This window comes from Brevundimonas sp. (assembly GCF_013912065.1).
GTDB lineage: Bacteria > Pseudomonadota > Alphaproteobacteria > Caulobacterales > Caulobacteraceae > Brevundimonas.
Genome location: NZ_JACESA010000008.1, coordinates 34,963 through 60,568 on the forward strand (window position 1 = coordinate 34,963; position 25,606 = coordinate 60,568).

At 66.9% G+C, this 25,606-nt stretch carries 27 protein-coding genes; 12 read left to right on the forward strand and 15 right to left on the reverse strand.

Features of this window, described 5'->3' with window-relative positions; translation table 11 throughout:
* Positions 1-5: 5 nt before the first annotated feature.
* Positions 6-989 (forward strand): DUF6607 family protein, encoded by a 984-nt coding sequence (locus H2037_RS08690; protein WP_292120428.1) that lies wholly within the window; start codon positions 6-8, stop codon positions 987-989.
* A 27-nt stretch (positions 990-1,016) separates the two neighbouring features.
* Here the strand turns inward: H2037_RS08690 and H2037_RS08695 are convergent, their stop codons facing one another.
* The 5 genes from H2037_RS08695 to petA all read right to left on the reverse strand — a co-directional run bounded on the left by H2037_RS08695 (position 1,017) and on the right by petA (position 7,309).
* The gene (locus H2037_RS08695) at positions 1,017-2,666 is read right to left on the reverse strand and encodes a M28 family peptidase (RefSeq protein WP_292120431.1); all 1,650 of its coding nucleotides are present in this window, start codon (positions 2,664-2,666) and stop codon (positions 1,017-1,019) included.
* Between the two features lie 65 nt (positions 2,667-2,731).
* Positions 2,732-4,399 carry a M28 family metallopeptidase gene (locus H2037_RS08700; protein WP_292120432.1) on the reverse strand — a complete coding sequence of 556 codons (1,668 nt, stop codon included), beginning with the start codon at positions 4,397-4,399 and terminating at the stop codon, positions 2,732-2,734.
* Between the two features lie 151 nt (positions 4,400-4,550).
* Complete coding sequence (locus tag H2037_RS08705; protein WP_292120433.1) at positions 4,551-5,408, reverse strand: cytochrome c1; 858 nt, start codon at positions 5,406-5,408, stop codon at positions 4,551-4,553.
* A 20-nt stretch (positions 5,409-5,428) separates the two neighbouring features.
* Positions 5,429-6,757, reverse strand: a complete 1,329-nt coding sequence (locus H2037_RS08710) for a cytochrome b N-terminal domain-containing protein (RefSeq protein WP_292120434.1) — start codon at positions 6,755-6,757, stop codon at positions 5,429-5,431.
* Between the two features lie 15 nt (positions 6,758-6,772).
* A complete protein-coding gene (gene petA, locus H2037_RS08715; protein ID WP_292120435.1) occupies positions 6,773-7,309 on the reverse strand; it encodes a ubiquinol-cytochrome c reductase iron-sulfur subunit in 537 nt (178 codons plus the stop codon).
* Positions 7,310-7,502: 193 nt separating this feature from the next.
* Here petA and H2037_RS08720 point away from each other — a divergent pair, with 193 nt between their 5' ends.
* Positions 7,503-7,952, forward strand: a complete 450-nt coding sequence (locus H2037_RS08720; RefSeq protein ID WP_292120436.1) for a tRNA (cytidine(34)-2'-O)-methyltransferase — start codon at positions 7,503-7,505, stop codon at positions 7,950-7,952.
* Between the two features lie 23 nt (positions 7,953-7,975).
* On the opposite strand, the gene H2037_RS08725 is transcribed toward H2037_RS08720, so the two are convergent.
* A complete protein-coding gene (locus H2037_RS08725) occupies positions 7,976-8,110 on the reverse strand; it encodes a hypothetical protein (protein WP_292120437.1) in 135 nt (44 codons plus the stop codon).
* Between the two features lie 171 nt (positions 8,111-8,281).
* On the opposite strand from H2037_RS08725, the gene H2037_RS08730 reads away from it, so the two are divergent.
* Together H2037_RS08730 and uvrA are read left to right on the forward strand one after the other, a co-directional pair.
* A complete protein-coding gene (locus H2037_RS08730; protein ID WP_292120438.1) occupies positions 8,282-8,776 on the forward strand; it encodes a group III truncated hemoglobin in 495 nt (164 codons plus the stop codon).
* A 134-nt stretch (positions 8,777-8,910) separates the two neighbouring features.
* Positions 8,911-11,865 (forward strand): excinuclease ABC subunit UvrA, encoded by a 2,955-nt coding sequence (gene uvrA / locus H2037_RS08735; RefSeq protein WP_292120439.1) that lies wholly within the window; start codon positions 8,911-8,913, stop codon positions 11,863-11,865.
* A gap of 29 nt (positions 11,866-11,894) precedes the next feature.
* Here the strand turns inward: uvrA and H2037_RS08740 are convergent, their stop codons facing one another.
* Positions 11,895-12,776 (reverse strand): hypothetical protein, encoded by an 882-nt coding sequence (locus tag H2037_RS08740; protein WP_292120440.1) that lies wholly within the window; start codon positions 12,774-12,776, stop codon positions 11,895-11,897.
* Positions 12,777-12,850: 74 nt separating this feature from the next.
* Positions 12,851-13,645, reverse strand: coding sequence for a hypothetical protein (locus H2037_RS08745; RefSeq protein ID WP_292120441.1), 795 nt, complete (start codon positions 13,643-13,645; stop codon positions 12,851-12,853).
* A 76-nt stretch (positions 13,646-13,721) separates the two neighbouring features.
* Here H2037_RS08745 and trmFO point away from each other — a divergent pair, with 76 nt between their 5' ends.
* Positions 13,722-15,116: a methylenetetrahydrofolate--tRNA-(uracil(54)-C(5))-methyltransferase (FADH(2)-oxidizing) TrmFO gene (gene trmFO / locus H2037_RS08750; RefSeq protein WP_292120442.1), complete on the forward strand. Its 1,395-nt coding sequence runs from the start codon at positions 13,722-13,724 to the stop codon at positions 15,114-15,116.
* A 7-nt stretch (positions 15,117-15,123) separates the two neighbouring features.
* Here trmFO and H2037_RS08755 read toward each other — a convergent pair whose 3' ends face one another.
* Positions 15,124-15,780 carry a squalene/phytoene synthase family protein gene (locus tag H2037_RS08755; protein ID WP_292120444.1) on the reverse strand — a complete coding sequence of 219 codons (657 nt, stop codon included), beginning with the start codon at positions 15,778-15,780 and terminating at the stop codon, positions 15,124-15,126.
* Positions 15,770-16,744, reverse strand: coding sequence for a polyprenyl synthetase family protein (locus tag H2037_RS08760; RefSeq protein ID WP_292120683.1), 975 nt, complete (start codon positions 16,742-16,744; stop codon positions 15,770-15,772). Before H2037_RS08760 ends, H2037_RS08755 begins: the two co-directional genes overlap by 11 nt.
* A gap of 165 nt (positions 16,745-16,909) precedes the next feature.
* On the opposite strand from H2037_RS08760, the gene H2037_RS08765 reads away from it, so the two are divergent.
* Positions 16,910-17,665, forward strand: coding sequence for a methyltransferase (locus H2037_RS08765; protein WP_292120446.1), 756 nt, complete (start codon positions 16,910-16,912; stop codon positions 17,663-17,665).
* Positions 17,666-17,913: 248 nt separating this feature from the next.
* Here the strand turns inward: H2037_RS08765 and H2037_RS08770 are convergent, their stop codons facing one another.
* Positions 17,914-18,696 (reverse strand): HisA/HisF-related TIM barrel protein, encoded by a 783-nt coding sequence (locus H2037_RS08770; protein WP_292120449.1) that lies wholly within the window; start codon positions 18,694-18,696, stop codon positions 17,914-17,916.
* 116 nt (positions 18,697-18,812) lie between these two features.
* Here H2037_RS08770 and H2037_RS08775 point away from each other — a divergent pair, with 116 nt between their 5' ends.
* Positions 18,813-19,058 (forward strand): type II toxin-antitoxin system Phd/YefM family antitoxin, encoded by a 246-nt coding sequence (locus H2037_RS08775; RefSeq protein ID WP_292120451.1) that lies wholly within the window; start codon positions 18,813-18,815, stop codon positions 19,056-19,058.
* Positions 19,055-19,441, forward strand: coding sequence for a type II toxin-antitoxin system VapC family toxin (locus H2037_RS08780; protein WP_292120453.1), 387 nt, complete (start codon positions 19,055-19,057; stop codon positions 19,439-19,441). Before H2037_RS08775 ends, H2037_RS08780 begins: the two co-directional genes overlap by 4 nt.
* 1 nt (position 19,442) lies before the next feature.
* On the opposite strand, the gene thiS is transcribed toward H2037_RS08780, so the two are convergent.
* Complete coding sequence (gene thiS / locus H2037_RS08785; RefSeq protein WP_292120455.1) at positions 19,443-19,640, reverse strand: sulfur carrier protein ThiS; 198 nt, start codon at positions 19,638-19,640, stop codon at positions 19,443-19,445.
* Between the two features lie 114 nt (positions 19,641-19,754).
* Here thiS and aroQ point away from each other — a divergent pair, with 114 nt between their 5' ends.
* From aroQ to aat, 4 genes are read left to right on the forward strand one after another with little or no spacing between them, the layout of a single operon-like run.
* Positions 19,755-20,201 carry a type II 3-dehydroquinate dehydratase gene (gene aroQ / locus H2037_RS08790; protein WP_292120457.1) on the forward strand — a complete coding sequence of 149 codons (447 nt, stop codon included), beginning with the start codon at positions 19,755-19,757 and terminating at the stop codon, positions 20,199-20,201.
* A 47-nt stretch (positions 20,202-20,248) separates the two neighbouring features.
* Positions 20,249-20,734, forward strand: coding sequence for an acetyl-CoA carboxylase biotin carboxyl carrier protein (gene accB, locus H2037_RS08795; protein WP_292120459.1), 486 nt, complete (start codon positions 20,249-20,251; stop codon positions 20,732-20,734).
* 3 nt (positions 20,735-20,737) lie between these two features.
* The gene (accC, locus tag H2037_RS08800; RefSeq protein ID WP_292120461.1) at positions 20,738-22,093 is read left to right on the forward strand and encodes an acetyl-CoA carboxylase biotin carboxylase subunit; all 1,356 of its coding nucleotides are present in this window, start codon (positions 20,738-20,740) and stop codon (positions 22,091-22,093) included.
* Positions 22,060-22,776, forward strand: a complete 717-nt coding sequence (aat, locus tag H2037_RS08805; RefSeq protein WP_292120463.1) for a leucyl/phenylalanyl-tRNA--protein transferase — start codon at positions 22,060-22,062, stop codon at positions 22,774-22,776. Before accC ends, aat begins: the two co-directional genes overlap by 34 nt.
* 5 nt (positions 22,777-22,781) lie before the next feature.
* On the opposite strand, the gene H2037_RS08810 is transcribed toward aat, so the two are convergent.
* The 3 genes from H2037_RS08810 to H2037_RS08820 form a co-directional block, all read right to left on the reverse strand.
* Positions 22,782-23,450, reverse strand: a complete 669-nt coding sequence (locus tag H2037_RS08810; protein ID WP_292120465.1) for a DUF2155 domain-containing protein — start codon at positions 23,448-23,450, stop codon at positions 22,782-22,784.
* Positions 23,447-23,839: an NADH:ubiquinone oxidoreductase subunit NDUFA12 gene (locus tag H2037_RS08815; RefSeq protein ID WP_292120467.1), complete on the reverse strand. Its 393-nt coding sequence runs from the start codon at positions 23,837-23,839 to the stop codon at positions 23,447-23,449. The genes H2037_RS08810 and H2037_RS08815 overlap by 4 nt, the downstream gene beginning before the upstream one ends.
* A gap of 124 nt (positions 23,840-23,963) precedes the next feature.
* Complete coding sequence (locus H2037_RS08820) at positions 23,964-25,526, reverse strand: alpha-L-arabinofuranosidase C-terminal domain-containing protein (RefSeq protein WP_365833532.1); 1,563 nt, start codon at positions 25,524-25,526, stop codon at positions 23,964-23,966.
* Positions 25,527-25,606: the final 80 nt, after the last annotated feature.

A 25,606-nucleotide genomic window follows, 5' to 3' on the forward strand; every position in this document is an offset into this window, starting at 1 on the left:
GCCGCATGCGCGCCATACTGACCGCCGCCGCCCTGCTGACCGTGCCCGTCACGGCCGCCCAGGCGTTCGAAACCCCAGCCGCTGCACAGACGACGGTTCCGACCGCCCCGGCCGACGCCTTCGCGCGGGATCGCCAGTCCATCCTCGCCCAGGCCGGCCAGCACCGAGTGCATTTCGACATGCGCGAGAACGTCAGCTTCCGCTCCGACTACGATCCGCTGGAAGAAAAGCTCTCGGGCGGCAGCGAGATCGTGCGCGTGGTCTATGATCACGGCGACCGGATCAGCCTGCAGCACATCCTGGTGATGGAGCACGACGGCCAGGTCATGGTCATCAAACACTGGCGTCAGGACTGGGTCTATCAGCCGCAGACGGTCCTGACCTACGCCGGGCCGAACCAGTGGGTGTTGACCCCCGTGCCCGCCGACCAGCGTCAAGGCGCCTGGTCCCAGACGGTGTGGCAGACGGACGATTCGCCCCGTTACGGCGGGGTCGGCCGCTGGACCTACGACAATGGTCTGTCGGCCTGGACGTCCAACCCGACCTGGCGGCCGCTGGCGCGCCGCGATGCGGTGCGCCAGCCCATCTACGACCGCTATCTGGGGACCAATCGCCACATCCTGACGCCGGACGGCTGGGTCCATATCCAGGACAATATCAAGATGGCCGGCCAGGCGGACGGGACGCCGATCGCGATCGTTCAGGAAGACGTGATCAACACCTACGACCGTTCGACCAGCTATTCGGCCCAGCCGGGTGACGACTACTGGGCCAAGACCCAGGGCTTCTGGGCCGCCGTGCGCGACGCCTGGGACGCAGCGGCCGTCGCTGGAAACGGCGTCCGCCTGCAGCAGGAGGCCGAGACCGGCTCCGTCACCGGCGCGCCGCTGATGGACCTGGGCCAGTCGGTGGCCGACGGCGAGATCTCCGTGCCGGAAGCGATCGCCAAGGCTCGCGCCTTGATCACCAAGGCGACCGCCGCCCGCTGACGTCCCGCAAGGCGACCGCCGACGGCCTTAGCGCCGCTGATCGGCGGTCGCGTCGCGGATGGCGTTGAACTCGGCGGTGGGTTTCCAGGCGGGCCAGGTCGTGCTGTCGGCGACCGTCAGGCCTAGACGGTAAAGCAGGTCGAGGTTCTGCACTGCGGCGGTGAAGTCGTAGTCGGCCCGCCATTCGTCCGTCAGCTTGTGATAATAGCGGTCCATCTGGCCCTCGTAATAGGCCGCGCCCGTCTCGATCCCACCCTCGACGAAGTCGCGGCCGGTCCAGGGCATCAGAGCTGGCACGCCGCCGGCCGCGAAGTTGAAATGGTCGGAGCGGTAATAGAAACCCTGCTGGGGGTAGCCGTCGCCGGTCACGGTCCGGCCCTGCGCCAGGGCGAACCGACCCAGAATATCCTCCAACTCCGACTTGCCCACGCCGAACACCGCCACGTCGCGTGTCGCGGGGGTGAAGGGCAGCATGTCGATGTTGATGTCGGCCGCCGTCCTGGCCAGCGGGTAAATCGGATCGGCGGCGTAGGCTTCGGACCCCAGCAGTCCCTGTTCCTCGGCCGTGACGTGCAGGAAGAGCACCGTCCGTTCCGGCGCCGGGCCGGCCTTGAAGGCGCGCGCCATCTCGATCAGGCCCGCCGTTCCGGAGGCGTTGTCCCAGGCGCCGTTATAGATGTCGTCGCCGTCGGCGTTCGGTTCCTTGGCCTTGCCGATATGATCCCAGTGGGCGGAATAGACGACATATTCGTCAGGCCGGGTCGTTCCGGGCATCTTGGCCAGAAGATTGTTCGAATGGATGATCTCGGTCGTCTCGGCGATATCGACATCCAGCCGCACCTTCAGGTCGACGACCCCGCCCAGCGCCCCGGACTTGGCCCGCGTCAGGGTGTCTTCCAGGGCCGCGCCGCCGATCGCCGTCGCCGTCGCCGCGCTGATCGATCCGTCGAAACGCGTGTCATGGGCGCCCTTGACCGTCATCCGAGGGCGCGCCGCCCCGCCGACGGCCCGGCGCCAGCGACTGTCGGTGTCCTGCAGGGTGATGACCGCCGCCGCCCCGCGCTTCAGCGCCTCCTGCGTCTTGTGGGTGGCCGAGCCGTAGAAGTTCGGGTCCGCCCCCATCGACTCGGGCTGACCGCGCAGGATCACCACCACCTTGCCCGTCAGGTCCGCGTCGCCGTAGTCGTCCCAGCCGCGTTCGGGCGCCACGACCCCATAGCCGGCGAACACCAGGGGCGCCCCGTCGATCTTCACCACCGGATCTGCCGGCCCGGCGCGCAAGGTGATGTCGGTTCCCGAGATCAACGGATGGCTGACGCCGTCCGCGCCGATCCAGGCGACGGTCGGGGCGCGTTCGGGCGTGAACCGCACCAGATCGACCGGCTGCAACCAGGATCCGTCCCGACCGCCCGGCTCCAGACCCAGCGCCTCGTACTGGGCCTGCAGATAGGCTAGGGTCAGCCGCTCGCCGACCAGACCGGGAAATCGTCCCTCCAGTTCGTCGGAGGCCAGATATTTGATGTGGTCGGACAGCCGCTCGGGACTGAACTGAGGATCGGCCGCCGACGCCGTGGCGAAGGCGTCGTCCTGAAGGGCCGCGGCAGAGACCGGCGCCATGGCGCAGGCCGAAAGCACCAACGCCGCCAGGGCGGCGACGGGCGAACGACGAAGAAACATGGGCGCGGCTCGAAACTAGAGGAGGACAAGGGTCGGGATCTTCCGGCCCTGCGTGGAAGACGGCTTCAGCGGCGCTCTGACGCCGTGTCGGCACGGACCGGAGCGAACTCGGACCCCGTCTTCCACTGGGGCCAGTCGCGGCTGTTCGCCAGGCTGCGGCCGACGTCGTAGAAGACCGCCAGATCCTCGATCATGCCGCGATAGTCCCAGTCCGGCGACCATTCATCGGCCGCCTGGTGATAGCGTTTGGCGCCATATTCGGCGCGGGACGCCTCGCGCTGGGCCACGGGTTCGTCGCGGAAGTCGCCCCGGCTGCTGGCGTAGGCCATGGGCACGCCGCGCTTGGCCAAGGGGAAGTGGTCGGACCGATAATAGGTGCCCGCCGCGTTCTCGTAATCGGGGATCAGGGTGCGGCCCTGGGACTGGATCGCCGCGCCCAGACGCTCGTCGAAATCGGACTGGCCGTAGCCTGTGACGCCCAGCCCCCGGACACGGCCATAGACGTTCATCGAATCCATGTTGAAGCCGCCCACAGTCTTCGCCAGCGGATAGACCGGGTTGACGGCGTAGTATTCCGACCCCAGCAGGCCGCTTTCCTCAGCGGTGAAGCTGATCATCACCACCGACCGCTCGGTGCGCGGCGCCTGGCCATAGGCGCGGGCCAGGGCCAGAAGGCCGGCGGTGCCCGAAGCGTTGTCGACGGCGCCGTTGAATATCCGGTCGCCCGTCGCGTCCGGCTCGCCCATGCCGATATGGTCCCAGTGGGCGGTGTAGAGGACGGTCTCGTCCGGGTGGGTCGCGCCCGGCAAGCGGGCGATGACATTGTGGCTGGTGACCTGGTTGGTCGCCACGTCGAACTCGGTCGAGAAGGCGGCGCCGGGCAGGGCCACGGGCTGGAAGTCGCGGCTGCGGGCCTGGACCTTCAGGGCGTCGAAATCCAGGCCGGCGCGGCGGAACAGATCGACCGCCACGTCGCGCTGTATCCAGCCCTCCATCGGCACGCGTTCGGCCGCCGCATTGGGCCGCAGGATGTCAAACTGAGGGACGCCCCACGAATTGGCCACCGTCGCCCAGCCATACGAGGCGGGCGCGGTCTCGTGCACGATCAGCACCCCGGCTGCGCCGTGTTTGGCCGCCTCTTCGTACTTGTAGGTCCAGCGGCCGTAGTAGGTCATGGCCTTGCCGCCGAAGGTGTTCAGCGCCGGCTCTTCGAAATCGGCGTCATTGACCAGGACGACCAGGATCTTGCCGCGCAGGTCCTGACCCTTGAAGTCGTTCCAGTTCCGCTCGGGCGCATTGATCCCATAACCGACGAAGACCAGAGGCGCGTCCTTCAGGCTGACATGGTCGGCCGGACGGCGGGTCGAGATGGCGACTTCGCGTCCCTGAGTCATCGGCAGGGTCCAGTCGCCCAGTTTCAGCGAAGCCTGGACGTTCGACTGGACAAACCGGTTCAGGATCACGTCCTGGGTCCATTGACCGTCCGGCCCGCCGGGCTGGAAGCCGGCGGCGGCGTATTGTTCGCTGAGATACCGGACGACCTTTTCTTCCGCCGGGGTGGCGATGCCCCGCCCCTCGTAGGCGTCGCTGGACAGGATGCGGATGTCCTCGGAAATCCGCGCGACGTCGAAGGCGGGCGCCGCCTGGGCCATTTCAGAGCTCGGCGCGGTCGCGCAGGCGGAAATGGATGCGCCGGCCAGCAGGATCACAGCCAAGGAAGTGACGAGACGCATGAACAAAAAAGCCCCACAGCCGGAAAGAAGGCGCCGACCCTAGGCGGTGAAATCCATCGTGTCGATTCCATGTCACGCGCCATTTGTCGCAAAACAAAAAAGCCCGCCGAGGCGACCTCGGCGGGCTTGAAGAGCGGCGATCAGACAGGTCCTAGTGGGCGACGCCCTTCCAGATGCGGCGATAGCTGGCGTAGGTGAGGCCCGCGAAGATCAGCAGGAAGATGATCACGCCGAACCCGGCCTGTTTGCGCTCGACCATCTTGGGCTCGGACGTCCAGGCGATGAAGGCGGCGACGTCCTTGGCGTACTGCTCCACCGTCTGCGGCGAACCATCGTCATAGGTGACCTGGCCGTTCTGCAGCGGCGGCGGCATGGCGATGAAGCCGCCGGGCGGCACATGTTCGGGATCACCGGTCCAGAAGGGCGTCAGATCGCCGGGCATATAGGGGTTGTAGTGTTGACCCTCGCGGATTTGCAGCCCCGCCGGCGGGGCCTTGTAGCCCGCCAGCAGCGAATAGATGTAGTCGGCGCCGCCGTGACGGGCCTTGGCCATCACCGACAGGTCGGGCGGAGCCGCCCCGCCGTTGCCCGCCGCAGCGGCCGTGGCGTTGGGATAGGGGGCGCGGAACTTGTCGGCCGGCGTGGCGTCGCGCTGGATGGCTTCGCCCGTCTCGCTATCGATGTCCGGAACCTGAACCTGTTTGGCCAGGGCCTTGACCACCGGATTGTCGTTCGGGTTCGGATATTTCGGGTTCCAGAACGGCCCGTGGCGATCGCCCAGGTTCCGATAATGCATCATGTTCATGCCGTGACAGGCGGCGCAGACCTCTTGATAGACCTTGTAGCCACGTTGCAGTTGGCCCTGGTCATAGACGCCGAACGGCCCGTCGAAGCTGAACCCGCCCGAATGCGGGTGCGCCGCTCCGCCCGAAGCCAGAGCGGGCGCCGCGAGCATCAGTCCGAAGGCGGCGGCGGCCGAGGCGATGACCTTGGAGATCGACACGCTCATTTTCCCAATCATCATGACGCTCAGCCCTTCTTTTCGGGCGAGGCCGGGGCGGCCGCCGGGATAGCGTCGGCGCCGACTAGCACCGGCTCGGATATGGTGGCCGGGATCGGCAGCGGCGTCTCCTTCAGCCCCACGAAGGGCAGGATCACCAGGAAGAAGGCGAAGTAATACAGGGTGAACAGCCGCGTCAGCCACAGATAGGAGTTGATGTTGCCGTCCAGCAGGACGAAGCCGTCAAAGCCCGGGATGACCGGCGCATCCGGCAGCTGACCACCGCACCAGCCCAGACCCACGCCCACCACCAGGAAGATGAAGAAGAAGGTCCGCATGGTCGGGCGATAACGCATCGACCGCACCTTGGACGTATCCAGCCAGGGCAGGACGAACAGCACGCCGATGGCGCTGAACATCGCCACCACGCCGCCGAACTTGTCCGGGATGGCGCGCAGGATGGCGTAGAAGGGCAGCATGTACCACTCGGGCACGATGTGCGACGGGGTCTGCAGCGGATTGGCCGGGATATAGTTGTCCGCGTGGCCCAGGGCGTTCGGCTGATAGAAGACGAAGATGGCGAACAGGATCAGGAACAGGATGATGGCGAACCCGTCCTTGACCGTGAAATAGGGGTGGAAGGGCACCAGGTCCTTCTTCTCCCGATCCTTGGGGATCAGGATGCCGACCGGATTGTTCTGCCCGGCATGGTGCAGGGCCCACAGGTGCAGGACGACGCAGCCGAGAATGGCGAACGGCAGCAGATAGTGCAGCGAGAAGAAGCGGTTCAGCGTCGCATTGTCGATCGCCGGTCCGCCGCGTAGCCAGATCAGGATCGGCTCGCCGATCACCGGGATAGCCCCGATCAGATTGGTGATCACCTCGGCGCCCCAGAAGGACATCTGCCCCCAGGGCAGGACATAACCCAGGAAGGCCGTGGCGATCATCAGGAAGAAGATCACGCAGCCGATGATCCAGATCATCTCGCGCGGCGCCTTGTAGGAGCCGTAGTAGAGCCCCCGCAGCATGTGCAGATAGACGGCGATGAAGAACATCGACGCCCCGTTGGCGTGGACATAACGGATCAGCCAGCCGCCGTTGACGTCGCGCATGATGCGCTCGACCGAGGCGAAGGCCAGGTCGACATGCGGCGTGTAGTGCATGGCCAGAACGATGCCGGTGACGATCTGGGTCATCAGGCACAGAGCCAGGATGCCGCCGAAGGTCCACCAGTAGTTGAGGTTCCTCGGCGTCGGCAGCGACATATAGTCGACGCCGAAGCGGATGATCGGCAGCCGGGTGTCCAGCCACTTTTCGACGCCCGTCTTAGGGACGTAGGTGGATTCGTGTTCGCTCATCTTTCCCCCTCGTCCTCAACCGATTCTTACGCGGGTGTCGGACGTGTATTCGTATTCCGGCACGATCAGGTTCAGGGGCGCAGGCCCCTTTCTGATCCGTCCGGACGCATCATAGTGCGAGCCGTGGCAGGGGCAGAACCAGCCGCCGTAGTCGCCGGCGTTGAAGGTGGGAACGCAGCCCAGATGGGTGCAGGAGCCGACCACGACCAGATATTGTTCATGCCCGGACTTGGTGCGTTCGGCGTCGGTCTGGGGCGGGCTGCCGACGGCGCCCTCGGTGACGACCTTCTGCAGTTCCGCCGGGGTGCGATAGCGCACGAAGACCGGCTTGCCCTGCCATTTGATGACGACCTGCTGACCTTCCTGAACCTTGGTAAGGTCGAATTCGATAGAGGCCAGCGCCAGGGTGTCAGCGGCGGGGTTCATCTGGTTGATCAGCGGCCAGGCGATCATCGCCCCGGCCCCCGCAGCAGCGGCCCCGGCCGCAATATGGATGAAGTCGCGGCGATTCGGATCGCCCTCGCCTTCCGAAATCACACCCGTTTCGGCCACGTTTCACCTCTCGAACACCGCCGGGAACGCCTCTATTGGCGTTCCTCTTGTGCGGCACGAACCCTAACAACGACGCCTGACGATCCCCCCGGCCTGATCTCGCGACTTCGGGTCGCAAGTTGCTGACGTTTCTTGCGAAACGTTCGCAGACAGACCGCGACAAACCCCCAGGCCGCGTATAGTAGGGATTAGAATGCGTCTCGCCCTTTTTCAACCGGACATTCCTCAGAACGTCGGCGCCTGCATCCGGCTCTCGGCCTGTTTCGGCGTCGAGCTGCATATTGTAGAGCCGACGGGCTTCCGTTTCGACGACCGGGCCATGAAGCGGGCCGCCCTGGACTACGGCCCTTTGTCGCACATGAGCCGTCATTCCGACTGGGACGCGTTTCAGCGCGACCGGCCGTCGGGCCGGTTGATCCTTTTCACCACGCGCGGCGCCACGCCCTTGCCAGACTTCGTGTTTGAGCCTGACGACACCCTGTTGTTCGGCAAGGAAACCTCGGGCGCTCCTGACCATGTCCACGCCGCCGCGGACGCACGAGTTGTCATTCCCCTGCGGCCAGAGGCGCGATCGCTGAACCTGTCGGTCACGGCAGGCATCGCTCTATGGGAAGGGCTTAGGCAGACGAGTGGTCTGAAGTAGGGGCGCCTGCCGTTCAGACGCCGTCAGGCGTCCGTACGGCGACCTTGTCGAGTGTCGCGAACGCGCACGGGGACGCGCTTCGGTTGGGGCTGGTTGGCATGGAGGATCACGAGCAGCATGGCGGACAGGGCGGAACCGGTTGCCAGGGCGATGATCATGATCTTCGAGCCTCCTGCTCAAAACTCGTCAGAGACAGGAGGATGGGTCGTATTTGTGCGATGCGCAAGTCCGGTGAACTCCTGAAACGAACACGGCCGCGTGAAACACGTGCTCCAGGGTGGACCGTCGGTCCAGTGGCGCCGCCCTCGCGGAATCGCTAGGAGGCCGTCATGGAGAGCCGTTTCCGCATCGATGACCCAGCCGGAGCCGCCGCCCGTCGGGAGGCCGCCGTTCAGCGTCTGCGGGATGAGACCGGCATAGACGAGGCGATGATCGACGCCCTGGTCGAGACCTTCTACGACCGCGTTCGCGACGACCGGCTGATCGGGCCGGTCTTCGCGGCCCGCATAGACGACTGGGGTCCGCACCTTGCGCAGATGAAGTTGTTCTGGTCGTCGGTGGCCCTGTCGACCGGCGTCTATCAGGGTCGGCCCATGCCCAAACACCTGCCCCTGCCCATCGACGCCCGCCACTTCGACCGCTGGCTGGAGATTTTCGTCGAGACGGCCCGCGACCTGTGCCCGCCCGTCGCCGCCGACCATTTCATCGAACGCGCCCGTCGCATCACCGAGAGCCTGGAGCTGGGCATAGCCACAGCCAACGGCGTGATCCTGGCCAAGGGCGAACGGTTCGTGCGCCCGACGCAGGCGTGGACACCAAAGTAGGTAAGGCCGGTGACCGCCTAGCTTACGGGGCGCCGCAATGTTCGCACATTGTTCTTGCTTCAATCGCGCGATTCATCCCCATATAGCGATGTCGCGCCGGAGCCCTCCGGCTCCTCTCCGCGTTCCCGGACCGCATGACCGAAAAACACAACTTCATCCGCGTTCGCGGCGCCCGCGAGCATAATCTCAAGGGCGTGGACCTCGATATTCCGCGCGAACAGCTAGTGGTGATGACCGGCCTGTCAGGCTCGGGCAAATCGTCGCTGGCCTTCGACACCATTTATGCAGAGGGCCAGCGTCGCTATGTCGAGAGCCTGTCGGCCTATGCGCGCCAGTTCCTGGAACTGATGGGCAAGCCGGACGTGGACCTGATCGAGGGCCTGTCGCCGGCCATCTCCATCGAACAGAAGACCACGTCCAAGAATCCGCGCTCGACCGTCGGCACGGTGACCGAAATCCACGACTATATGCGCCTGCTGTGGGCCCGGGTCGGCGTCCCCTATTCGCCGGCCACCGGCCTGCCGATCGAGAGCCAGACGATCAGCCAGATGGTCGACAAGCTGGTCGCCCTGCCCGACGGCGAACGCCTGCTGCTGCTGGCGCCCGTCGTTCGGGGCCGCAAGGGCGAATACAAGAAGGAAATCGCCGAGTGGCAGCGCCAGGGCTTCCAGCGGCTGAAGATCGACGGGCAGTTCTATCCGATCGACGAAGCCCCGACCCTGGACAAGAAGTACAAGCACGACATCGACATCGTCGTGGACCGGATCGTCACCAAGCCGGACCAGGAAGGCCGCTACGCCGACAGTCTGCAGACCGCGCTCGGTCTGGCCGACGGCGTGGCCAACGCCGAGTGGGCCAGCGTGGCCGAGGGCGAGACCGCGCCGCGCAGCCTGCTGTTCTCGGAACGGTTCGCCTGTCCGGTGTCCGGCTTCACCATCAGCGAGATCGAGCCGCGGCTGTTCTCGTTCAACAATCCGTTCGGCGCCTGCCCGGTCTGCGACGGCCTGGGGGTCAAGCTGGCCTTCGACGCCGATCTGGTGATCCCGGACCGCGACAAGAGCCTGCACAAGGGCGCGGTGGCCCCGTGGGCGCGCGGTCCGTCGCCCCTCTATACCCAGACGCTGCAGTCGCTCAGCCGCCACTACGGCTTCTCGATGGACGCCGCCTGGCGCGAGCTGCCGGCTCAAGCTCACAAGGTGATCCTGCACGGCACGGGCGCAGAGAAGATCAAGTTCACCTATGACGACAACGCCCGCAAATACGAGGTCTCCAAGCCATTCGAGGGGGTGCTGCCGAACCTGGAGCGCCGCTGGCGCGAGACCGACAGCGCCTGGGTGCGCGAGGAACTGGCCCGCTATCAGTCCGAAACCCCGTGCGACGCCTGCCACGGCAAGCGGCTGAAGCCCGAGGCCCTGGCGGTCAAGGTCGGGGGCCAGGACATCGCCGAAGTCTCCACCCTGTCGATCAAGAAGGCCTATGACTGGGTCCAGGCCCTGCCCGAGGCGCTCAGCGACAAGCAGATGGAGATCGGCCGGCGCATCCTGAAGGAAATCGGCGACCGGCTGCGGTTCCTGAACAACGTCGGCCTCGACTATCTTTCGCTGTCGCGCGCGTCCGGCACCCTGTCGGGCGGCGAGAGCCAGCGCATCCGTCTGGCGTCCCAGATCGGTTCGGGCCTGACCGGCGTCCTCTATGTTCTGGATGAACCCTCCATCGGCCTGCACCAGCGCGACAATACCCGTCTGCTGGAAAGCCTGAAGGGGCTGCGGGATCTGGGCAATTCGGTCCTGGTGGTCGAGCATGACGAGGAGGCCATCCTGACCGCCGACTATGTCATTGACATGGGTCCGGCCGCCGGCGTCCACGGCGGCGAGGTCTGCGCCGAAGGCACGCCGGCCCAGGTCATGGCCAACCCTAAGTCCCTGACGGGCAAATACCTGACCGGCGAGCGCGAGATCGAAATCCCCGTCGAAGGCCGCCGCCCCATCGACCGCAAGCGGATGCTGAAGATCAGCGGCGCCAGCGGCAACAACCTCAAGAGCGTCACCGGCGAAATCCCCGTCGGCGTCTTCACCTGCATCACCGGCGTGTCCGGCGGCGGCAAGTCGACCTTCACCATCGAGACCCTGTACAAGGCGGCCGCACGTCGCCTGAACAATGCGTCCGAGGCCCCCGCCCCGTTCGACCGGATCGAGGGGCTGGAGCATTTCGACAAGGTCATCGACATCGATCAGTCGCCGATCGGCCGCACCCCGCGCTCGAACCCGGCGACCTATACCGGCGCCTTCGGCCCCATCCGCGACTGGTACGCCGGCCTGCCGGAATCAAAGGCGCGCGGCTATGGCCCTGGCCGGTTCAGCTTCAACGTCAAGGGCGGCCGCTGCGAGGCCTGCCAGGGCGACGGGGTCATCAAGATCGAGATGCACTTCCTGCCCGACGTCTATGTCACCTGCGACGTCTGCAAGGGCAAACGCTACAACCGCGAGACCCTTGAGATCGTGTTCAAGGGCAAGTCCATCTCGGACGTGCTGGACATGACGGTCGAGGAGGCGGCGACCTTCTTCAAGGCCGTGCCCCCGATCCGCGACAAGATGCTGACGCTGGAACGGGTCGGCCTGGGCTACGTCAAGGTGGGCCAGCCGGCGACCACCCTGTCGGGCGGCGAGGCCCAGCGGGTCAAGCTGTCGAAGGAGCTGTCGAAGCGCGCGACCGGTCGCACCCTCTATATCCTCGACGAACCGACGACCGGCCTGCATTTCGAGGACACCCGCAAACTGCTGGAAGTGCTGCAGGAACTGGTCGAGGCCGGCAACACCATCGTGGTGATCGAACACAACCTCGATGTCATCAAGGTCGCCGACTATCTGCTCGACTTCGGGCCTGAGGGCGGCGACGGCGGCGGCGAGATCGTCGCGGTCGGCACGCCGGAACAGGTGGCGGACAACAAAGCCAGCTGGACCGGCAAATACCTCAAGGAGGTGCTGGACCGGCACGAGGACCGCCGCAAGGCGCGCGTCGCGGCCCTGGGCCTGGGCCTGGGCGTCGCGGCCGAGCCGGCGAAGAAGCGGCGGGCGAAGGCGTCGGCCTGAGCCTCGCCGCTCTCGTCACCGTAACCGCATCAGCTGTTCCGGAGGCCCTGCCAGGCCGCCGAGAAAGGCGCGTATAGTACAGCCAGTTGCAGGGCCGACAGAACGGCGTTGACCACCGACCAGACCAGGATGGCGGGCCAGGCCTGGGCCAGGATCTCGATCGTGGACAGACCGTCCAGCGCCGACAGGCGGGCGATCCCGCCCGTCGCCAGATCGGTCCCCGCGCTGATGATCGTGCCCAGGATGCTGACGACGAAGCTCATGATCAGGGCGATGATCGCCATGCCCAGCAGCGACCAGAACCGGCCCTTGGTGGCGTTGAAGGACTCGAACAGGACGATCTTGCGACGATCAATCGTCATGGGCACGGACAGACAGAATTTGACCGACAGCCAGACGACGAGCGCGACGGCGCCCAGTCCAAGAACCAGGGACAGCAGGATCACCAGCGCCTGCCCGGAACTGGAGCCCAAGCCGAACACGACGCCGACGACGGTGAAGACCAGACTGCTCGCCAGGCCCACGATCAGGGCGATTGCGAGCGTCACCGCCAGCACGCGAACCTCGTCCATGCCGAGCCGCAGATAGCCCCAGGCGCTCTCGGCCGGTCTCAGCACGGATCGGGCCACGGCCGCGCTCAACACCGCGCCGGTCGCCAGACCCAGAGGCGCCATCCAGACGAGCAACCCCATATAGGTCTGACCCAAGGCCACCAACTCCTCGGGCGTTGGGTTGGCCGACTGTTCGACAGCCTCCGCCGCCGCCATGATCGAGGCCAATTGCCCGGCCCCCAGTCCAAACACGACCAGGAACATGACCAGGTAGACCAGTCCCCAGGACAGAGCGGTGATCGGGTGGCGACGAACCACCCGGAAACCTTCGAACGCCGCATCGGTGGCGGAAAAACTCATGGCGGACTCCAGACCAGATTCTCGCCTACCCTAAACCATCGCCTCGGCCGCGTCTCACGGCGCGGACGCCGAGGTCAGCGCGTCGGATGCTCTTGCGGGGTCCAGTATTCCAGCCGGCGATAGGCCGCGCCTAGGAAGCTCAGGATCAGGGGCGTCTGAACCGCCGCCAGGACCGCCGCCCAGACCAGACCGGCGATAAGGCCGCTGATCACGCCCGCGCCGTTCAGCACGAGGACCATTAGGCCCGGCAGGCCGACCACGACCAGTCCGCCCAGCAGCGGCCAGAAATTGCCCTGGGCGATCCCCATGCTGTTCAGTGAAACCATGTGTCCGCGCCCCAGGGTGGCCGGGGCGAACAGGGACAACCTCACCGCCATGACCAGCACGGCGTACAGGGCCGCCAGGGTCATGACAGCCAGCAGGGCCAGCTTCCAGACCGGCCCGACCGCGGCCCAGTTCCGATGGTTGATCGCCTCGGCGTCCAGCCCCGCCATGCCGTAAACGGCCAGCAACAGCAGGGCGACGACCGACAGGATCATGGCCATGAAGACCGCGCAAAGCAGGGCGGCGCCCAGCAGCCGCAACTCGGCTAGGCCGAACTGGAGGCCCGCCGGTCCCAGGCCCAGTCGCCGAGCGGCCTCAATATCTTCCGTCACGGCGATCCGCGTCGCCGCGCCGACCAGCACCAGGCTCGCGATCAGGCCCGCCACTACTGCCACGGCCCCGGCCCAACCCGGCGCCAGCCCGGCCGCCGCCCAAGCCCCGGCTCCGATCAGGATCGCGCCCCAGGCGCCCGTCCATATGCGCGGCAGACGGCCGAAGGCCACCGCCAGGGCCTCGCCCAGCCGCAGAAGTCGATGACTGCTCACGCTCGCGCCCCCATATCCCCGCCCCGACATAGCAGGGGATCATGACATCACGCCAGACGGCCGCTAGAAGGCCGCGATGACTGCTTCCTCCTCTCCTTCCCCCATCCATGTCATCGGCGGCGGCCTCGCCGGGTCCGAGGCCGCCTGGCAGATCGCCCAGGCCGGCGTGCCCGTCATCCTGCACGAGATGCGCGGCGTTCCAGGCGTCAAGACCGACGCCCACCAGACCGATGGTCTGGCCGAACTGGTCTGCTCCAACTCCTTCCGGTCGGATGACTGGGAGCACAATGCGGTCGGCCTGCTGCACGCCGAGATGCGGGCGCTGGATTCGGTCATCATGGCCTGCGGCGACATCAACCAGGTGCCGGCGGGCGGCGCCCTGGCCGTGGACCGCGAGGCCTTTTCCGAGGCCGTGACGGCCAAGCTGACGGCCCATCCGCTGATCACCATCGTCCGCGAGGAGATCGCCGGCCTGCCGCCGCAGGAGTGGGACAATGTCATCGTCGCCACTGGCCCCCTGACCTCGCCGGCCTTGGCCGAGGCGATCCTGAAGGCCACCGGCGAGGAGAGCCTGAGCTTCTTCGACGCCATCGCCCCCATCGTCCACGCCGACAGCATCGACTTCGACATCGCCTGGCGTCAGTCCCGCTATGACAAGGAAGGTCCGGGCGGGGACGCCGCCGCCTATGTCAACTGCCCGATGGACAAGGATCAGTACGAGGCCTTCATCGACGCCCTGCTGAACGGGCCCAAGGCCGAGTTCAAGGACTGGGAGCACGTCCCCTATTTCGACGGCTGCCTGCCGATCGAGGTGATGGCCGAGCGGGGCCGCGAGACCCTACGTCACGGCCCGATGAAGCCCGTCGGCCTGACCAATCCGCGCGATCCCTTGGTCAAGGCCTACGCCATCGTCCAGCTGCGCCAGGACAATGCGCTGGGCACTCTGTTCAACATGGTCGGCTTCCAGACCAAGCTGAAGCATGGGGTCCAGGCCGAGGTGTTCCGCATGATCCCCGGCCTGCAGAACGCCCAGTTCGCGCGCCTGGGCGGCCTGCACCGCAACACCTATCTGAACAGCCCCCAGCTGCTGGACAAGCAGCTGCGGCTCAAGGCCATGCCCCGCCTGCGCTTCGCCGGCCAGGTCACGGGGGTCGAGGGCTATGTCGAGAGCGCCGCCATGGGCCTGCTGACCGGCCGCCTCGCCGCGGCCCAGGCCCTGGGCCGGGAACTGGCCCCGCCCGCGCCGGAGACCGCCATGGGCGCCCTGGTCGAACACATCACCGGCGGCCACCTGGCAGGCTCGAAGTTCCAGCCGATGAACATCAACTACGGCCTGCTGCCGCCGCTGGACCCGCCCAAGGTCGACGAGGACGGCAAGAAGATCCCGCTGAAGGAGCGCGGCCGGGCGAAGAAACGGCTGATGAGTCTCCGCGCGATGGCGAGCCTGAAGGCGTGGCGGGACGCGGGCTGAAGACGCCCTAAACCCGCCCGCGCAGACTGGCCCAGATCAGGCGAAGGCGTTTGACCGGTTCGGGCTCGTCCGGGCGGATCAAGGTCGCTGAGGCGACAGCCGGGAAAGCTTCGGCCGGCAAGCCCTTCAACTCTGCGTTCGCCGCCTTGCGTCCCGCCTTAGCCTCGTCTGTGCGGCCGACCTGTCCCAGGCCCCGCACCCGCCCCGCCTCGACCACCTTGTCCGCATGGCCCGGTCCGGCCAGCACATGGACCGCCGTCTGCATGGGGCCGACGTAGAAGGCGTCGAGGTCGTGGGGGTCGCCGTGGACGCGGCCGATATGGGCCTCGATCAGGGCGTCGAAGGGGGCGCGGTCCAGGCCGTGGCGGGCGACGAGATCGGTCAGGGCCTCCAGCACCGGATGCCCCTTGCGGGCGACGCCGGAAAAGACCCCGTCCATCTGTTCCGCCCACCAGGTGTAGCGCATCTCGGCCAGCAGGGGCTGGGTCACGCGCGTGGGAATGGCCATCAGCTCGGCCTCGAAGGCGTAGAGGGCGATCAGGTCGGCGCGGGCGCGTTCATCGGCGACCAGGCGGCTGGACAGCCAGCGATCCAGGTCGGCGGCCCGGACCTGGGCGTCCAGGCTCGCTGCGGCCGTCGCCGCCGGATCGGCTTCAGGCGGCACGCGAAACGGCGAAATCGGCCAGGTCTTCCAACGCCGCGCGCCAGTCCGAGGCGGGCAGGACGGCCAGGGCGGCCTTGGCCCGGTCGGCATATTCGCCGGCTAAATCCAGGGTCGCGCCGATGGCGCCCGATCCCACGACCAGTTCACGGGCGCGGGCGAAGTCGTCGGGCGTGCGTTCGCCCTTGGTCACGGTCCGCTCCCAGAAGTCGTCCTCGCGGCCCCGGGTGCGGGCCACGGCCAGCAGCAGCGGCAGGGTGGCCTTGCCCTCGTTGAAGTCGTCGCCGGCGTTCTTGCCAAGGGCCTCGGCCGTCGCGCCGTAATCCAGGGCGTCGTCGGCCAGCTGGAAGGCGATGCCCAGGGCCATGCCGTAGTCGCGCAGGGCCTGGGTCGCGTCGGCATCGGCGGCGGCGCCCACCGCCCCGGCCTCGGCGGCGGCGGCGAACAGTTCGGCGGTCTTGGCCGAGATGATCTGCAGATAGGTGGCCTGGTCGAGGTTCAGGTCGTGGGCGCGGGTCAGTTGCAGCACCTCGCCTTCCGAGATCACCCGCGACGCCTCGGCCAGGATGCCCAGGGCGCGCATCGAATCGGTCTCGACCATCAGTTCGAAGGCGCGGGCGAACAGGAAGTCGCCGACCAGGACGCTGGTCGGGGCGCCCCAGATCAGATGGGCTGCGACCTTGCCGCGACGCAGTTCCGAGGCGTCGACGATGTCGTCGTGCAACAGGGTGGCGGTGTGGATGAACTCGACGGCGGCCGCCAGCTTCTTCGGCGAAAGGATGTCCCCCTGGGCACCCGAGGCGCGGGCGGCGGCGACGGTCAGCAGGGGCCGCAGACGCTTGCCGCCGGCCGAAACAAGGTGTTCCGCCAGTTTGGGAATGATGGGCACGTCCGACTGCATCCGATCGATGATCAGCGCGTCCACGGCGGCCATGTCCGTTCCGGCCAGCCGGACGAGGGCGTTCACATCCCCCTTCGGGCGGGGAGAGGCGGCGAGGACTGCGTCCAAGGCATACTCTTTCACACGTCGCGCGACCTTGGCCGCGCTGGCAATTCCGACCGCGTCCGCTTGCCGGATCGCGATGGCGCGCACAATGGTGATCGGTCCCCGGAGGGTCAAGGAGATTGAGGTTTGGACACAGCCGCCGACGCGTCCGAAGTCGTCGAGAACGCCCTGCTGGGCGGCCGGGTCCGGCTGCGTCAGCCGGCGCGCGGCTATCGCGCAGGCATGGACGCGGCCCTGCTGGCGGCGGCCGTGGCCCCCAAGCCGGGCGAGCGGCTGTTCGAAGCCGGCTGTGGCGCCGGCGGCGTGCTGATGCAGATCGCCGCACGTCATGAGGCGGCGTCGCTGACGGGGCTGGAGCGCGATTCGACCGCCGTCGGCCTGGCGCGCGAGAATGCAGGGCTGAACGGTTTCGGGGATCGCACCACGATCATCGACGGCGATGTGGCGGCGGGGTTCCGCGCCCTGGACCTGGCGCCCTTCGACTGGGCCGTGTCGAACCCGCCGTTCTTCGACGACCCCGGCGCCCTGCGCGCGCCGGCGCCGGGCAAACAGGGGGCCTGGATGGCCGACGACGGCCTGGCGGCCTGGACCGGCCTGCTGCTGAAATCGGTGCGCGAGGGCGGCCGGATCGTGATCATCCACCGCGCCGACCGTCTGGCGGACCTGCTGGCCCTGCTGGGGGAGAAGGCCGGCTCCTTCGCCATTCGCCCGGTCCAGCCCTTCGCCGACGAGCCTGCCAAGCGGGTGCTGGTCCAGGCGATCAAGACCGGCAAGGCGCCGCTGCGGCTGTTGCCGCCCCTGGTGCTGCACGACCGGTCCGGGGCGAAACACACGCCCCAGGCCGAGGCGATCCTGAGGGGCGAGGCGGCGCTGGGCTGGTGAGCGTCTGACACTGTCACGTAAACAGGGTGACAAGGCGCCAAAGGCGCCAAAAGCGCCAGGGTGTCGATAGGTACTGATATGGCGCCGCCGTGGGTCATAGGGCGCATTTTACGGGCGCGGCTAACCCCGGTGGGAAAGACGGCGCGAGAAACACGCAAGCGGTTGAAAACGCTGGGACGGAACCAGCGTCATTGTGCGCGATGGCGGCCCACTGTCTTTCCTTCTCCCGTGGGGAGAGGGAAAAGCTATCAGATCAACCCCGCCAGCGGCGAGGACGGGTCGGCGTACATGCGTTTGGGCATGCGGCCGGCCAGATAGGCGTCACGGCCGGCGATGACGGCGTGTTTCATTGCGGTCGCCATGCGGATCGGGTCCTTGGCGCCGGCGATGGCGGTGTTCATCAGGACAGCGTCGCAGCCCAGCTCCATCGCGCGGGTCGCGTCCGAGGCCGTGCCGACCCCGGCGTCGACCAGGACCGGCACCTTGGCCTGTTCGACGATCAGGCGGACATTGACCTCGTTCTGAATGCCCAGGCCGGAGCCGATGGGCGCGGCGGCGGGCATGATGGCGGCGGCCCCGGCGTCTTCCAGCCGCTTGGCCATCACCACGTCGTCGGTGCAATAGACCATGACGTCGAACCCGTCCTTGATCAGCAGGTCCAGGGCCCGCAGGGTCTCGATCATGTCGGGATACAGGTGGGCGGTGTTGGACAGCACCTCCAGCTTGACCAGGCTCCAGCCCCCGGCTTCGCGCGCCAGACGCAGGGTCCGCACCGCGTCCTCGCCGGTGAAACAGCCGGCGGTGTTGGGCAGGAAGGTGAAGCGGTCCGGCTTCACATAGTCGACCAGCATCGGCTGGTTCGGATCGGTCAGATTCACCCGGCGCACGGCCACGGTCACGATCTCGGCCCCCGCGGCCTCGGCGGCGGCGGCGTTCTGGGCGTAGTCGGCGTATTTGCCGGTGCCCACGATCAGGCGCGAGGTGAAGGTGCGGCCGGCGACGGACCAGGTTTCGGAGGCTGTATCGGTCATGGAGGGTGACCTAGTCCTGTCGCGCCGGATGCGAAAGGGCGGATCGATCACGCCGCGTTGCGAGGCGGGGCCGGATAGACTAGACTAACTGGACTAAGTTCACCGGGAGCGACGCCATGGAAACGGTCAATGTCCACGAGGCCAAGACCCATCTGTCGCGCCTGCTGGAGCGGGCGGCCAAGGGTGAAACCATCACCATCGCCAAGGCGGGCAAGCCGATCGCCAAACTGGTCCCGCTGGACGAGGCCCCGAAAAAGGTGGTGCAACGCATCGGTTTCATGGCGGGCGAAGGCGTCGTCCCGGACGACATAAAGACCCCGTTCAAGGACGAGATCGAAGAGATGTTCTACGGCAAGCCGTGAACATCCTGCTGGACACCCATCTGCTGATCTGGACGGCGACGCGACCCGAGCGTCTGTCGGTAAAGGCGCGCGGCTATCTGGAAGACCCGCGCAACCTGCTGTTCTTCAGCGCCGTCAGCATCTGGGAGATCGGGATAAAGCGCCGGCTGGAGCGGCTCGACTTCCAGTTGGACCCGGAGCGACTGCGGGATCAGTTTCTGGCCAACGGCTACAACGAAATCGACTTCACCAGCCTGCACGGCCTCGCCGTCCAAGCCCTGCCGCTGCTGCACCGCGACCCGTTCGACCGGGCGTTGATCGCACAGGCCCGCGTTGAAAACCTGATGCTGATGAGCGCCGACCGCGACATCGCCCTGTATCAGGAGGCCATACTGGCCGTCTGAATCACCCGCCGCCGACGAACTGGACCAGTTCGATCCGGTCCCCCTCGGCAAGGGCGGTGACGGCGTACAGCGACCGGGGCACGATCTCCAGATTGCGCTCGACCGCCACCTTGCGCGGGTCCAGAGACAGTTCCTGGACCAGCCCCGATATGGTCGTGGCGTAGATCTCGCGATGATCACCGTTGACTTGGATGCGCATGACGTTAGGTCAACCCGTTCCACGCTGCGCTTTGACCCGCGCCGCGCCTAAGCTACAAGGCCGGCCCTGAACCGTCAGAGGCCGCCCGATTCCGGAGCCTCGATTCGAGAACCGATGTCCGACACGTCCGTCATCTATGTGCTGAACGGCCCCAATCTCAACCTCCTGGGGGTCAGAGAGCCGGAAATCTATGGCCGCGACACCCTGGCGGACATCGAGCAGCGCTGCGTGACGGCAGCGGGCGAGGCGCAGATCGTGTTTCGCCAGACCAACCATGAAGGCGTGCTGGTCGACTGGATCCAGGAGGCGCGGGAAAAGGCGCAGGCCCTGATCATCAATCCGGCGGCCTATGGCCACACTTCGGTCGCCCTGCACGACGCATTGAAGACGCTGACCATCCCGGTGATCGAACTGCATCTGTCCAATCCGGCGGCGCGCGAGGCGTTTCGCCATCACTCCTATGTGTCGTCCGCGGCGACCGGCGTCATCGCCGGCTTCGGCGCGGCCGGCTATGAATTGGCCGTCCAGGCGGCCCTCACCAAGGTTCGGGAACGCGCCTGAGGGCGCCCCCGTTCACAATCAAGACGAAAGACAAAGGCGCAACCGCAATGGCCGATGACAAGAAACACGCCGAGATCGACGCCGCCCTGGTTCGCCAGCTGGCCGAGATCCTGAACGAAACCGACCTGACCGAGGTCGAGGTCGAGCGCGGCGAACTTCGGATCCGCGTCGCCCGCGAGATCACCGTCAACGCCGCACCTGTCCAGTACGCCGCCGCCCCGGCTCCGATGGCCGCCGCCGCGCCTGCCGCTCCGGTCTCCATGCCGTCCGATCCCGCCACCATCGTCGCCCGCGCGGGCGAAGAGGTGAAGTCGCCGATGGTCGGCACCGCCTATCTGCAGGCCTCGCCGGAGGCTCCGGCCTTCATCCAACCCGGCGACAAGGTGAAGAAGGGCCAGACCCTGCTGATCGTCGAGGCTATGAAGACGATGAACCCGATCCAAGCCCCGCGCGACGGCGTGGTCGCCGAAATCCTGGTCGGCGACGCCCAGCCGGTCGAGTTCGGCGAGCCGCTCGTCCTGCTGGAAGCCTAAGCCGTGTTCACGAAAGTCCTGATCGCGAACCGCGGCGAGATCGCCCTGCGGATTCATCGCGCCTGCAAGGAGATGGGCATCTCCACCGTGGCCGTGCACTCCGAGGCCGACCGCGGCGCCATGTGGGTGCGCCTGGCGGACGAGAGCGTCTGCATCGGCCCGGCCTCGGCGGCCAAGTCGTATCTGAACATTCCGTCGATCATCGCGGCGGCCGAGATCACCGGCGCCCAGGCGATCCACCCCGGTTATGGCTTCCTGTCCGAGAACGCCCGTTTCGCCGAAATCGTCGAAGCCCACGGCATGACCTTCATCGGTCCCAAGCCCGAACATATCCGGGTCATGGGCGACAAGATCAGCGCCAAACAGACCGTCATGGACGCCGGCATCCCGGTGGTCCCCGGCTCCAAGGGCGAGGTCGAGACCGTCGAGGCCGCCATCGAGGCGTCCAAGACCATCGGCTTTCCCCTGATCGTCAAGGCGGCGGCGGGCGGCGGCGGACGCGGCATGAAGGTGGCCCTGACCGCCGACGACCTGGTCGAGGCTGTCCAGACCGCCCAGTCCGAGGCCAAGGCCGCCTTCGGCAACGGCGCCGTCTATATGGAGCGCTATCTGCAGAAGCCGCGCCATATCGAGATCCAGGTCATCGCCGACAGCCACGGCAATGTCGTTCACCTGGGCGAACGCGACTGCTCGCTGCAGCGCCGTCACCAGAAGGTGCTGGAAGAGGCCCCCTCGCCCGCCCTGTCGGCCGAGGGTCGCAAACAGATCGGCGAGACGGTCAACAAGGCCATCGCCGCCATCGGCTATCTGGGCGTCGGCACCATCGAATTCCTGTGGGAGGACGGCGAGTTCTTCTTCATCGAGATGAACACCCGGCTGCAGGTCGAACACCCGGTCACGGAGGCCATCACCGGCGTCGACCTGGTGCGCGAACAGGTGCGGATCGCCGCCGGCCTGCCGCTGTCCTTCACCCAGGACGACATCCATTTCGAAGGCCACGCCATCGAAGTGCGGATCAACGCCGAAAACCCGGAGACCTTCACCCCGTCGCCGGGCAAGATCACCGACTTCCACGCGCCGGGCGGCCTGGGCGTGCGGCTGGATAGCGCCATATACGCCGGCTATTCGATTCCACCCTATTACGACAGTCTGATCGGCAAGCTGATCGTCCACGGCCGCGACCGCGAGGAGGCCATCGCGCGCCTGAAGCGGTCGCTGAACGAGATCGTCATCGACGGCGTCGACACGACCATCCCCCTGTTCCAGAAACTACTGGCCGAGCCGGACATCCTGTCGGGCGACTACGACATCCACTGGCTGGAGAAATGGGCGGCGCGCCAGAAGGGCGAGAGCGCCTGACAAAGCCCGACGACAGCGCCGGCGGGCCCTTCGGCGGCTTCGGCCCCGACGACCTGCTGGCCTGTTATGCACGAGGCGTCTTCCCGATGGCCGAGTCGCGCGATGATCCGCGCGTCTTCATCATCGAACCGGAACAGCGCGGGGTCATCCCGCTGGACGGCTTCCACATCCCCACGCGCCTGCGCCGCACCGTGCGCGGCGAACCGTTCGAGGTGCGGGTCGATACTGCCTTCGAGGCGGTGCTGGAGGGTTGCGCGGCGGCCCAGGGCGGCGAGCGTCAGGACACCTGGATCAACGACCCGATCCGCCGCCTTTACGCCGCCCTGTTCGCACGAGGCTTCGTCCATTCGATCGAATGCTGGAAGGACGAGCGGCTGGTCGGGGGTCTGTACGGCGTCTCCCTGGGCGGCGCCTTCTTCGGCGAGAGCATGTTCAGCCGCGAACGCGACGCCTCCAAGGTGGCGCTGGTCCATCTGGTGGCGCGGTTGAGAAAAGGCGGCTGGACGCTGCTTGACGCCCAGTTCCTGACCGACCACCTGAGCCAGTTCGGCGCGGTGGAGACGCCGCAGGCGGCCTATCTGAGACGCCTGAAGCCGGCGCTGAAGGTCGCCGTGGATGATACGGCCCTGATTGCGCCGATGACGGGGGCGGAGGCGGTGGAGCTTGCTCTCGGCCCGGTCTGACGGCCCTAGTTCTTACAGCCGACCACCCAGGCGTCGTAGTTTGGGTTCTGAAGGCCGCTGACGGCGGGGGATGAAGCGAACATCCAGCCACGGAAGACCTGACGCGGTTCCGCCGCCTGGTTGGTCCCTCGTCCCTGCAGCGAAACGTCGACATAGGCGATGGCGTCTTCGGTCAGTTCGTCGGGCGTCGAGACCTCGCAGGCGCGGACGCTGAAGATCAGGTTCTTGTTGAACCGCACCGGGCGGCCCCCGACCTCGACCTCGAACTTCATGGTCTCGGCGGTGGTCTTGTCGATGGCCTGGATGACGGCGAACTTGCGTCGCTGGCGAGGGGCGGGCGTCGTCGGCTGTTCGATGGCCTTTTCCACGACCGGAGTTTCGGCCGCCTCTTCCTCCGCGGCCTTCTCGGCGACCGCCTTGTCCTCGGCGATCACCACGGTCGGAGGCGGGGTAACAGCGACGGGCGTGCGCGGCGCGGGGGCCGCAGCCGGAGGCGCTTCGGTCGGGACAGTGGCCGCAGGCGGGGCGGGCGTGTTGCGAATGATGTCGCCGATGGGATCCTGGGCAGGACGCGCGTCGCGCGGGGCGTCCTGCAGGACGCTGGCGGTCACCGCCCCGGCGCTGAGCGCCACGACGACGGCCGCGCCGCCCAACAGGAGCCGATTCGTTTTCACTCGGGGGTCCAGGCCTGATAGTCGCCGGTGGCGGCGGGGCGTTTGGCGTCGGCGGCCAGGGAGCCCGGCGGACGCCACGCCATGGGCGTGCCGGTGAAGTTCGGCAGGTGATCCTTTTCCCACGCCCGACGCGGCAGCGGCGCCTCGGTCGGCGGCAGGTCGAAGGTGTAGCGCAGCCAGCCGTGCCAGTCTGGCGAAACCTTGGACGCCTCGGCATAGCCTTCGTACACGACCCAGCGACGCTTGCGGCCGTCATAGCTGGAGTGGTCCCTGGCCTCGTAGTATTTGTTGCCGATCTCGTCGGTCCCGACGTAACGGCCACGCTTGGCGATCGTGAAGAGGGTGCCGATCGTGGCCCCGTTCCACCAGGCGAAAATCTTGTTCAGCACGTCGTCAAACCTACGCGAAAGACTCCGAGGACAAATCCTGCGGCTGGACGGGATCATAGAAACCCGCACCGCTTTCGTCCAGCGCTGAGCGGGGCGCGCGGAGCCTAAGCCCGCATCTCCGCCCTCAATCCAGCGTCAACACGACCAGCGCCTTCGCCGGCATGCGAACGATCACCACGTCGCCGCGTACGCGCGCATCCGTGAAGGGAGCGGGCATGACCGCTTTGGGCGCGTCGAAGGTGTTTTGCCCATCCATGGCCGCCGCGGTCAGGACACGCCCGGAAACCCGGCGGGCCGTCCCGCCGGCCACCGACAGCGCCACCTCGACCGGTCGGCCCGGATCGAGGTTGACCAGCGCGAGATGGACTTTTCCGTCCAGGCCCCGCGCCGCCGTTCCGTCGACGGCCTTCAGCGGACCGTAGTCCGGCGACTGGATCTCCAGCGGCAGGACCGTCGCGCCCTGGAACGGCCGGTACATCTCGAAGGCGTGGTAGGTCGGCGTCAGCACCATCCGTTCGTCGTCGGTCAGGATCATCGCCTGCAGGACGTTGACCATCTGGGCGATATTGCCCAGCCGCACCCGGTCGGCGTGGCGATGGAATATGTTGAAGTTCACCGCCGCCAGCAGGGCGTCCCTGAGGCTGTTCTGCTGCTGCAGCCAACCGGGGGGCGACCCGGGCGTCGGGTCGTACCAGGCGCCCCATTCATCGACGGCCAGTATCTTAGCGCCCGCCGGATCGGTCTGGTCCATCACCGCGTCGTGGGCGGCGATCATCGCCTCCATCCGATAGGTCTGGACGAAGGTGGAGGTCCACTGGCTTTCGTCGAAACCGGTCGCCGGACCCTTGGCCGTCCAGTCGCCGGTCGGCAGGGTGTAGTAGTGCAGCGCCAGGGCGTCGAGATGATCGCCCGCCACGGACATCAGCGTGCGTGTCCAATCCACATCGTCCGAGTTCGGTCCCGCGGCGACGATGATCGCCTTCTGGCCGGTCGGAGCGACGAAGCCGACATATTGCCGCAACAGGTCGGCGTACCAGGACGGCCGCATCCGCCCGCCGCAACCCCACGGCTCGTTGCCGATGCCCAAGTAGTCGATCTTCCAGGGCTGGTCGCGGCCGTTGGCGCGGCGCAGCTCGGCGAGGCGCGAATGGGACGGCGACGTGATGTATTCGATCCAGTCCGCCGCCTCGGCCGGCGTGCCGGAGCCGACGTTGACGCTGAGATAGGTCTTCGCCCCGATCAGCTCGGCGAACTCGAAGAACTCGTGGGTTCCGAAGGCGTTGCCCTCTTCCTTGTCGCCCCACCAGCGGTTCAGCGTGACCGGCCGCTGGTCCCGCGAGCCGATCCCGTCGCGCCAGTGATAGATGTCGGCGTAGCAGCCGCCCGGCCAGCGGACGACGGGCACGTCCAGCGCCCTCAGGGCCTCGACCACGTCGTTGCGAAAGCCACGGGTGTTGGGGATGGGGGAGTCCGGACCGACCCAGACGCCTTCGTCGATGCCCGTCCCCAGTTGCTCCATGAACTGGCCATAGACCTCGGGCGCGATCGTGACGCCGGGCTGATCGACCCGGACCTCCCCCGTCGCCCGAAGCGGCTGAGCCGTTGCGCCCGTGGCCATGAGGACAAGCGAAACCGCCAGCGCCAACCCACCGGCCAGTCTCGCTCCTCGCCCCGAAGTCAGTTTCACCAGTGATGTCATTTTGCAATTGGTAGCGATAACATCGCTATCAGGCAAATGAAGATTTGCTTGAGGCCCGCGGTGCGAAG

Bases quoted from the DNA above. Each gene is read 5' to 3' on its own strand.
- H2037_RS08720 (WP_292120436.1), top strand. From the start codon at position 7,503: ATGCGTCTCGCCCTTTTTCAACCGGACATTCCTCAGAACGTCGGCGCC.
- H2037_RS08770 (WP_292120449.1), bottom strand. From the start codon at position 18,696: ATGACCGATACAGCCTCCGAAACCTGGTCCGTCGCCGGCCGCACCTTC.
- aat (WP_292120463.1), top strand. From the start codon at position 22,060: ATGGGCGGCGCGCCAGAAGGGCGAGAGCGCCTGACAAAGCCCGACGAC.
- H2037_RS08725 (WP_292120437.1), bottom strand. From the start codon at position 8,110: ATGATCATCGCCCTGGCAACCGGTTCCGCCCTGTCCGCCATGCTGCTC.
- accB (WP_292120459.1), top strand. From the start codon at position 20,249: ATGGCCGATGACAAGAAACACGCCGAGATCGACGCCGCCCTGGTTCGC.
- H2037_RS08775 (WP_292120451.1), top strand. From the start codon at position 18,813: ATGGAAACGGTCAATGTCCACGAGGCCAAGACCCATCTGTCGCGCCTG.
- H2037_RS08695 (WP_292120431.1), bottom strand. From the start codon at position 2,666: ATGTTTCTTCGTCGTTCGCCCGTCGCCGCCCTGGCGGCGTTGGTGCTT.
- H2037_RS08700 (WP_292120432.1), bottom strand. From the start codon at position 4,399: ATGCGTCTCGTCACTTCCTTGGCTGTGATCCTGCTGGCCGGCGCATCC.
- thiS (WP_292120455.1), bottom strand. From the start codon at position 19,640: ATGCGCATCCAAGTCAACGGTGATCATCGCGAGATCTACGCCACGACC.
- uvrA (WP_292120439.1), top strand. From the start codon at position 8,911: ATGACCGAAAAACACAACTTCATCCGCGTTCGCGGCGCCCGCGAGCAT.
- aroQ (WP_292120457.1), top strand. From the start codon at position 19,755: ATGTCCGACACGTCCGTCATCTATGTGCTGAACGGCCCCAATCTCAAC.
- H2037_RS08710 (WP_292120434.1), bottom strand. From the start codon at position 6,757: ATGAGCGAACACGAATCCACCTACGTCCCTAAGACGGGCGTCGAAAAG.
- H2037_RS08740 (WP_292120440.1), bottom strand. From the start codon at position 12,776: ATGAGTTTTTCCGCCACCGATGCGGCGTTCGAAGGTTTCCGGGTGGTT.
- trmFO (WP_292120442.1), top strand. From the start codon at position 13,722: ATGACTGCTTCCTCCTCTCCTTCCCCCATCCATGTCATCGGCGGCGGC.
- H2037_RS08730 (WP_292120438.1), top strand. From the start codon at position 8,282: ATGGAGAGCCGTTTCCGCATCGATGACCCAGCCGGAGCCGCCGCCCGT.
- H2037_RS08690 (WP_292120428.1), top strand. From the start codon at position 6: ATGCGCGCCATACTGACCGCCGCCGCCCTGCTGACCGTGCCCGTCACG.
- H2037_RS08705 (WP_292120433.1), bottom strand. From the start codon at position 5,408: ATGAGCGTGTCGATCTCCAAGGTCATCGCCTCGGCCGCCGCCGCCTTC.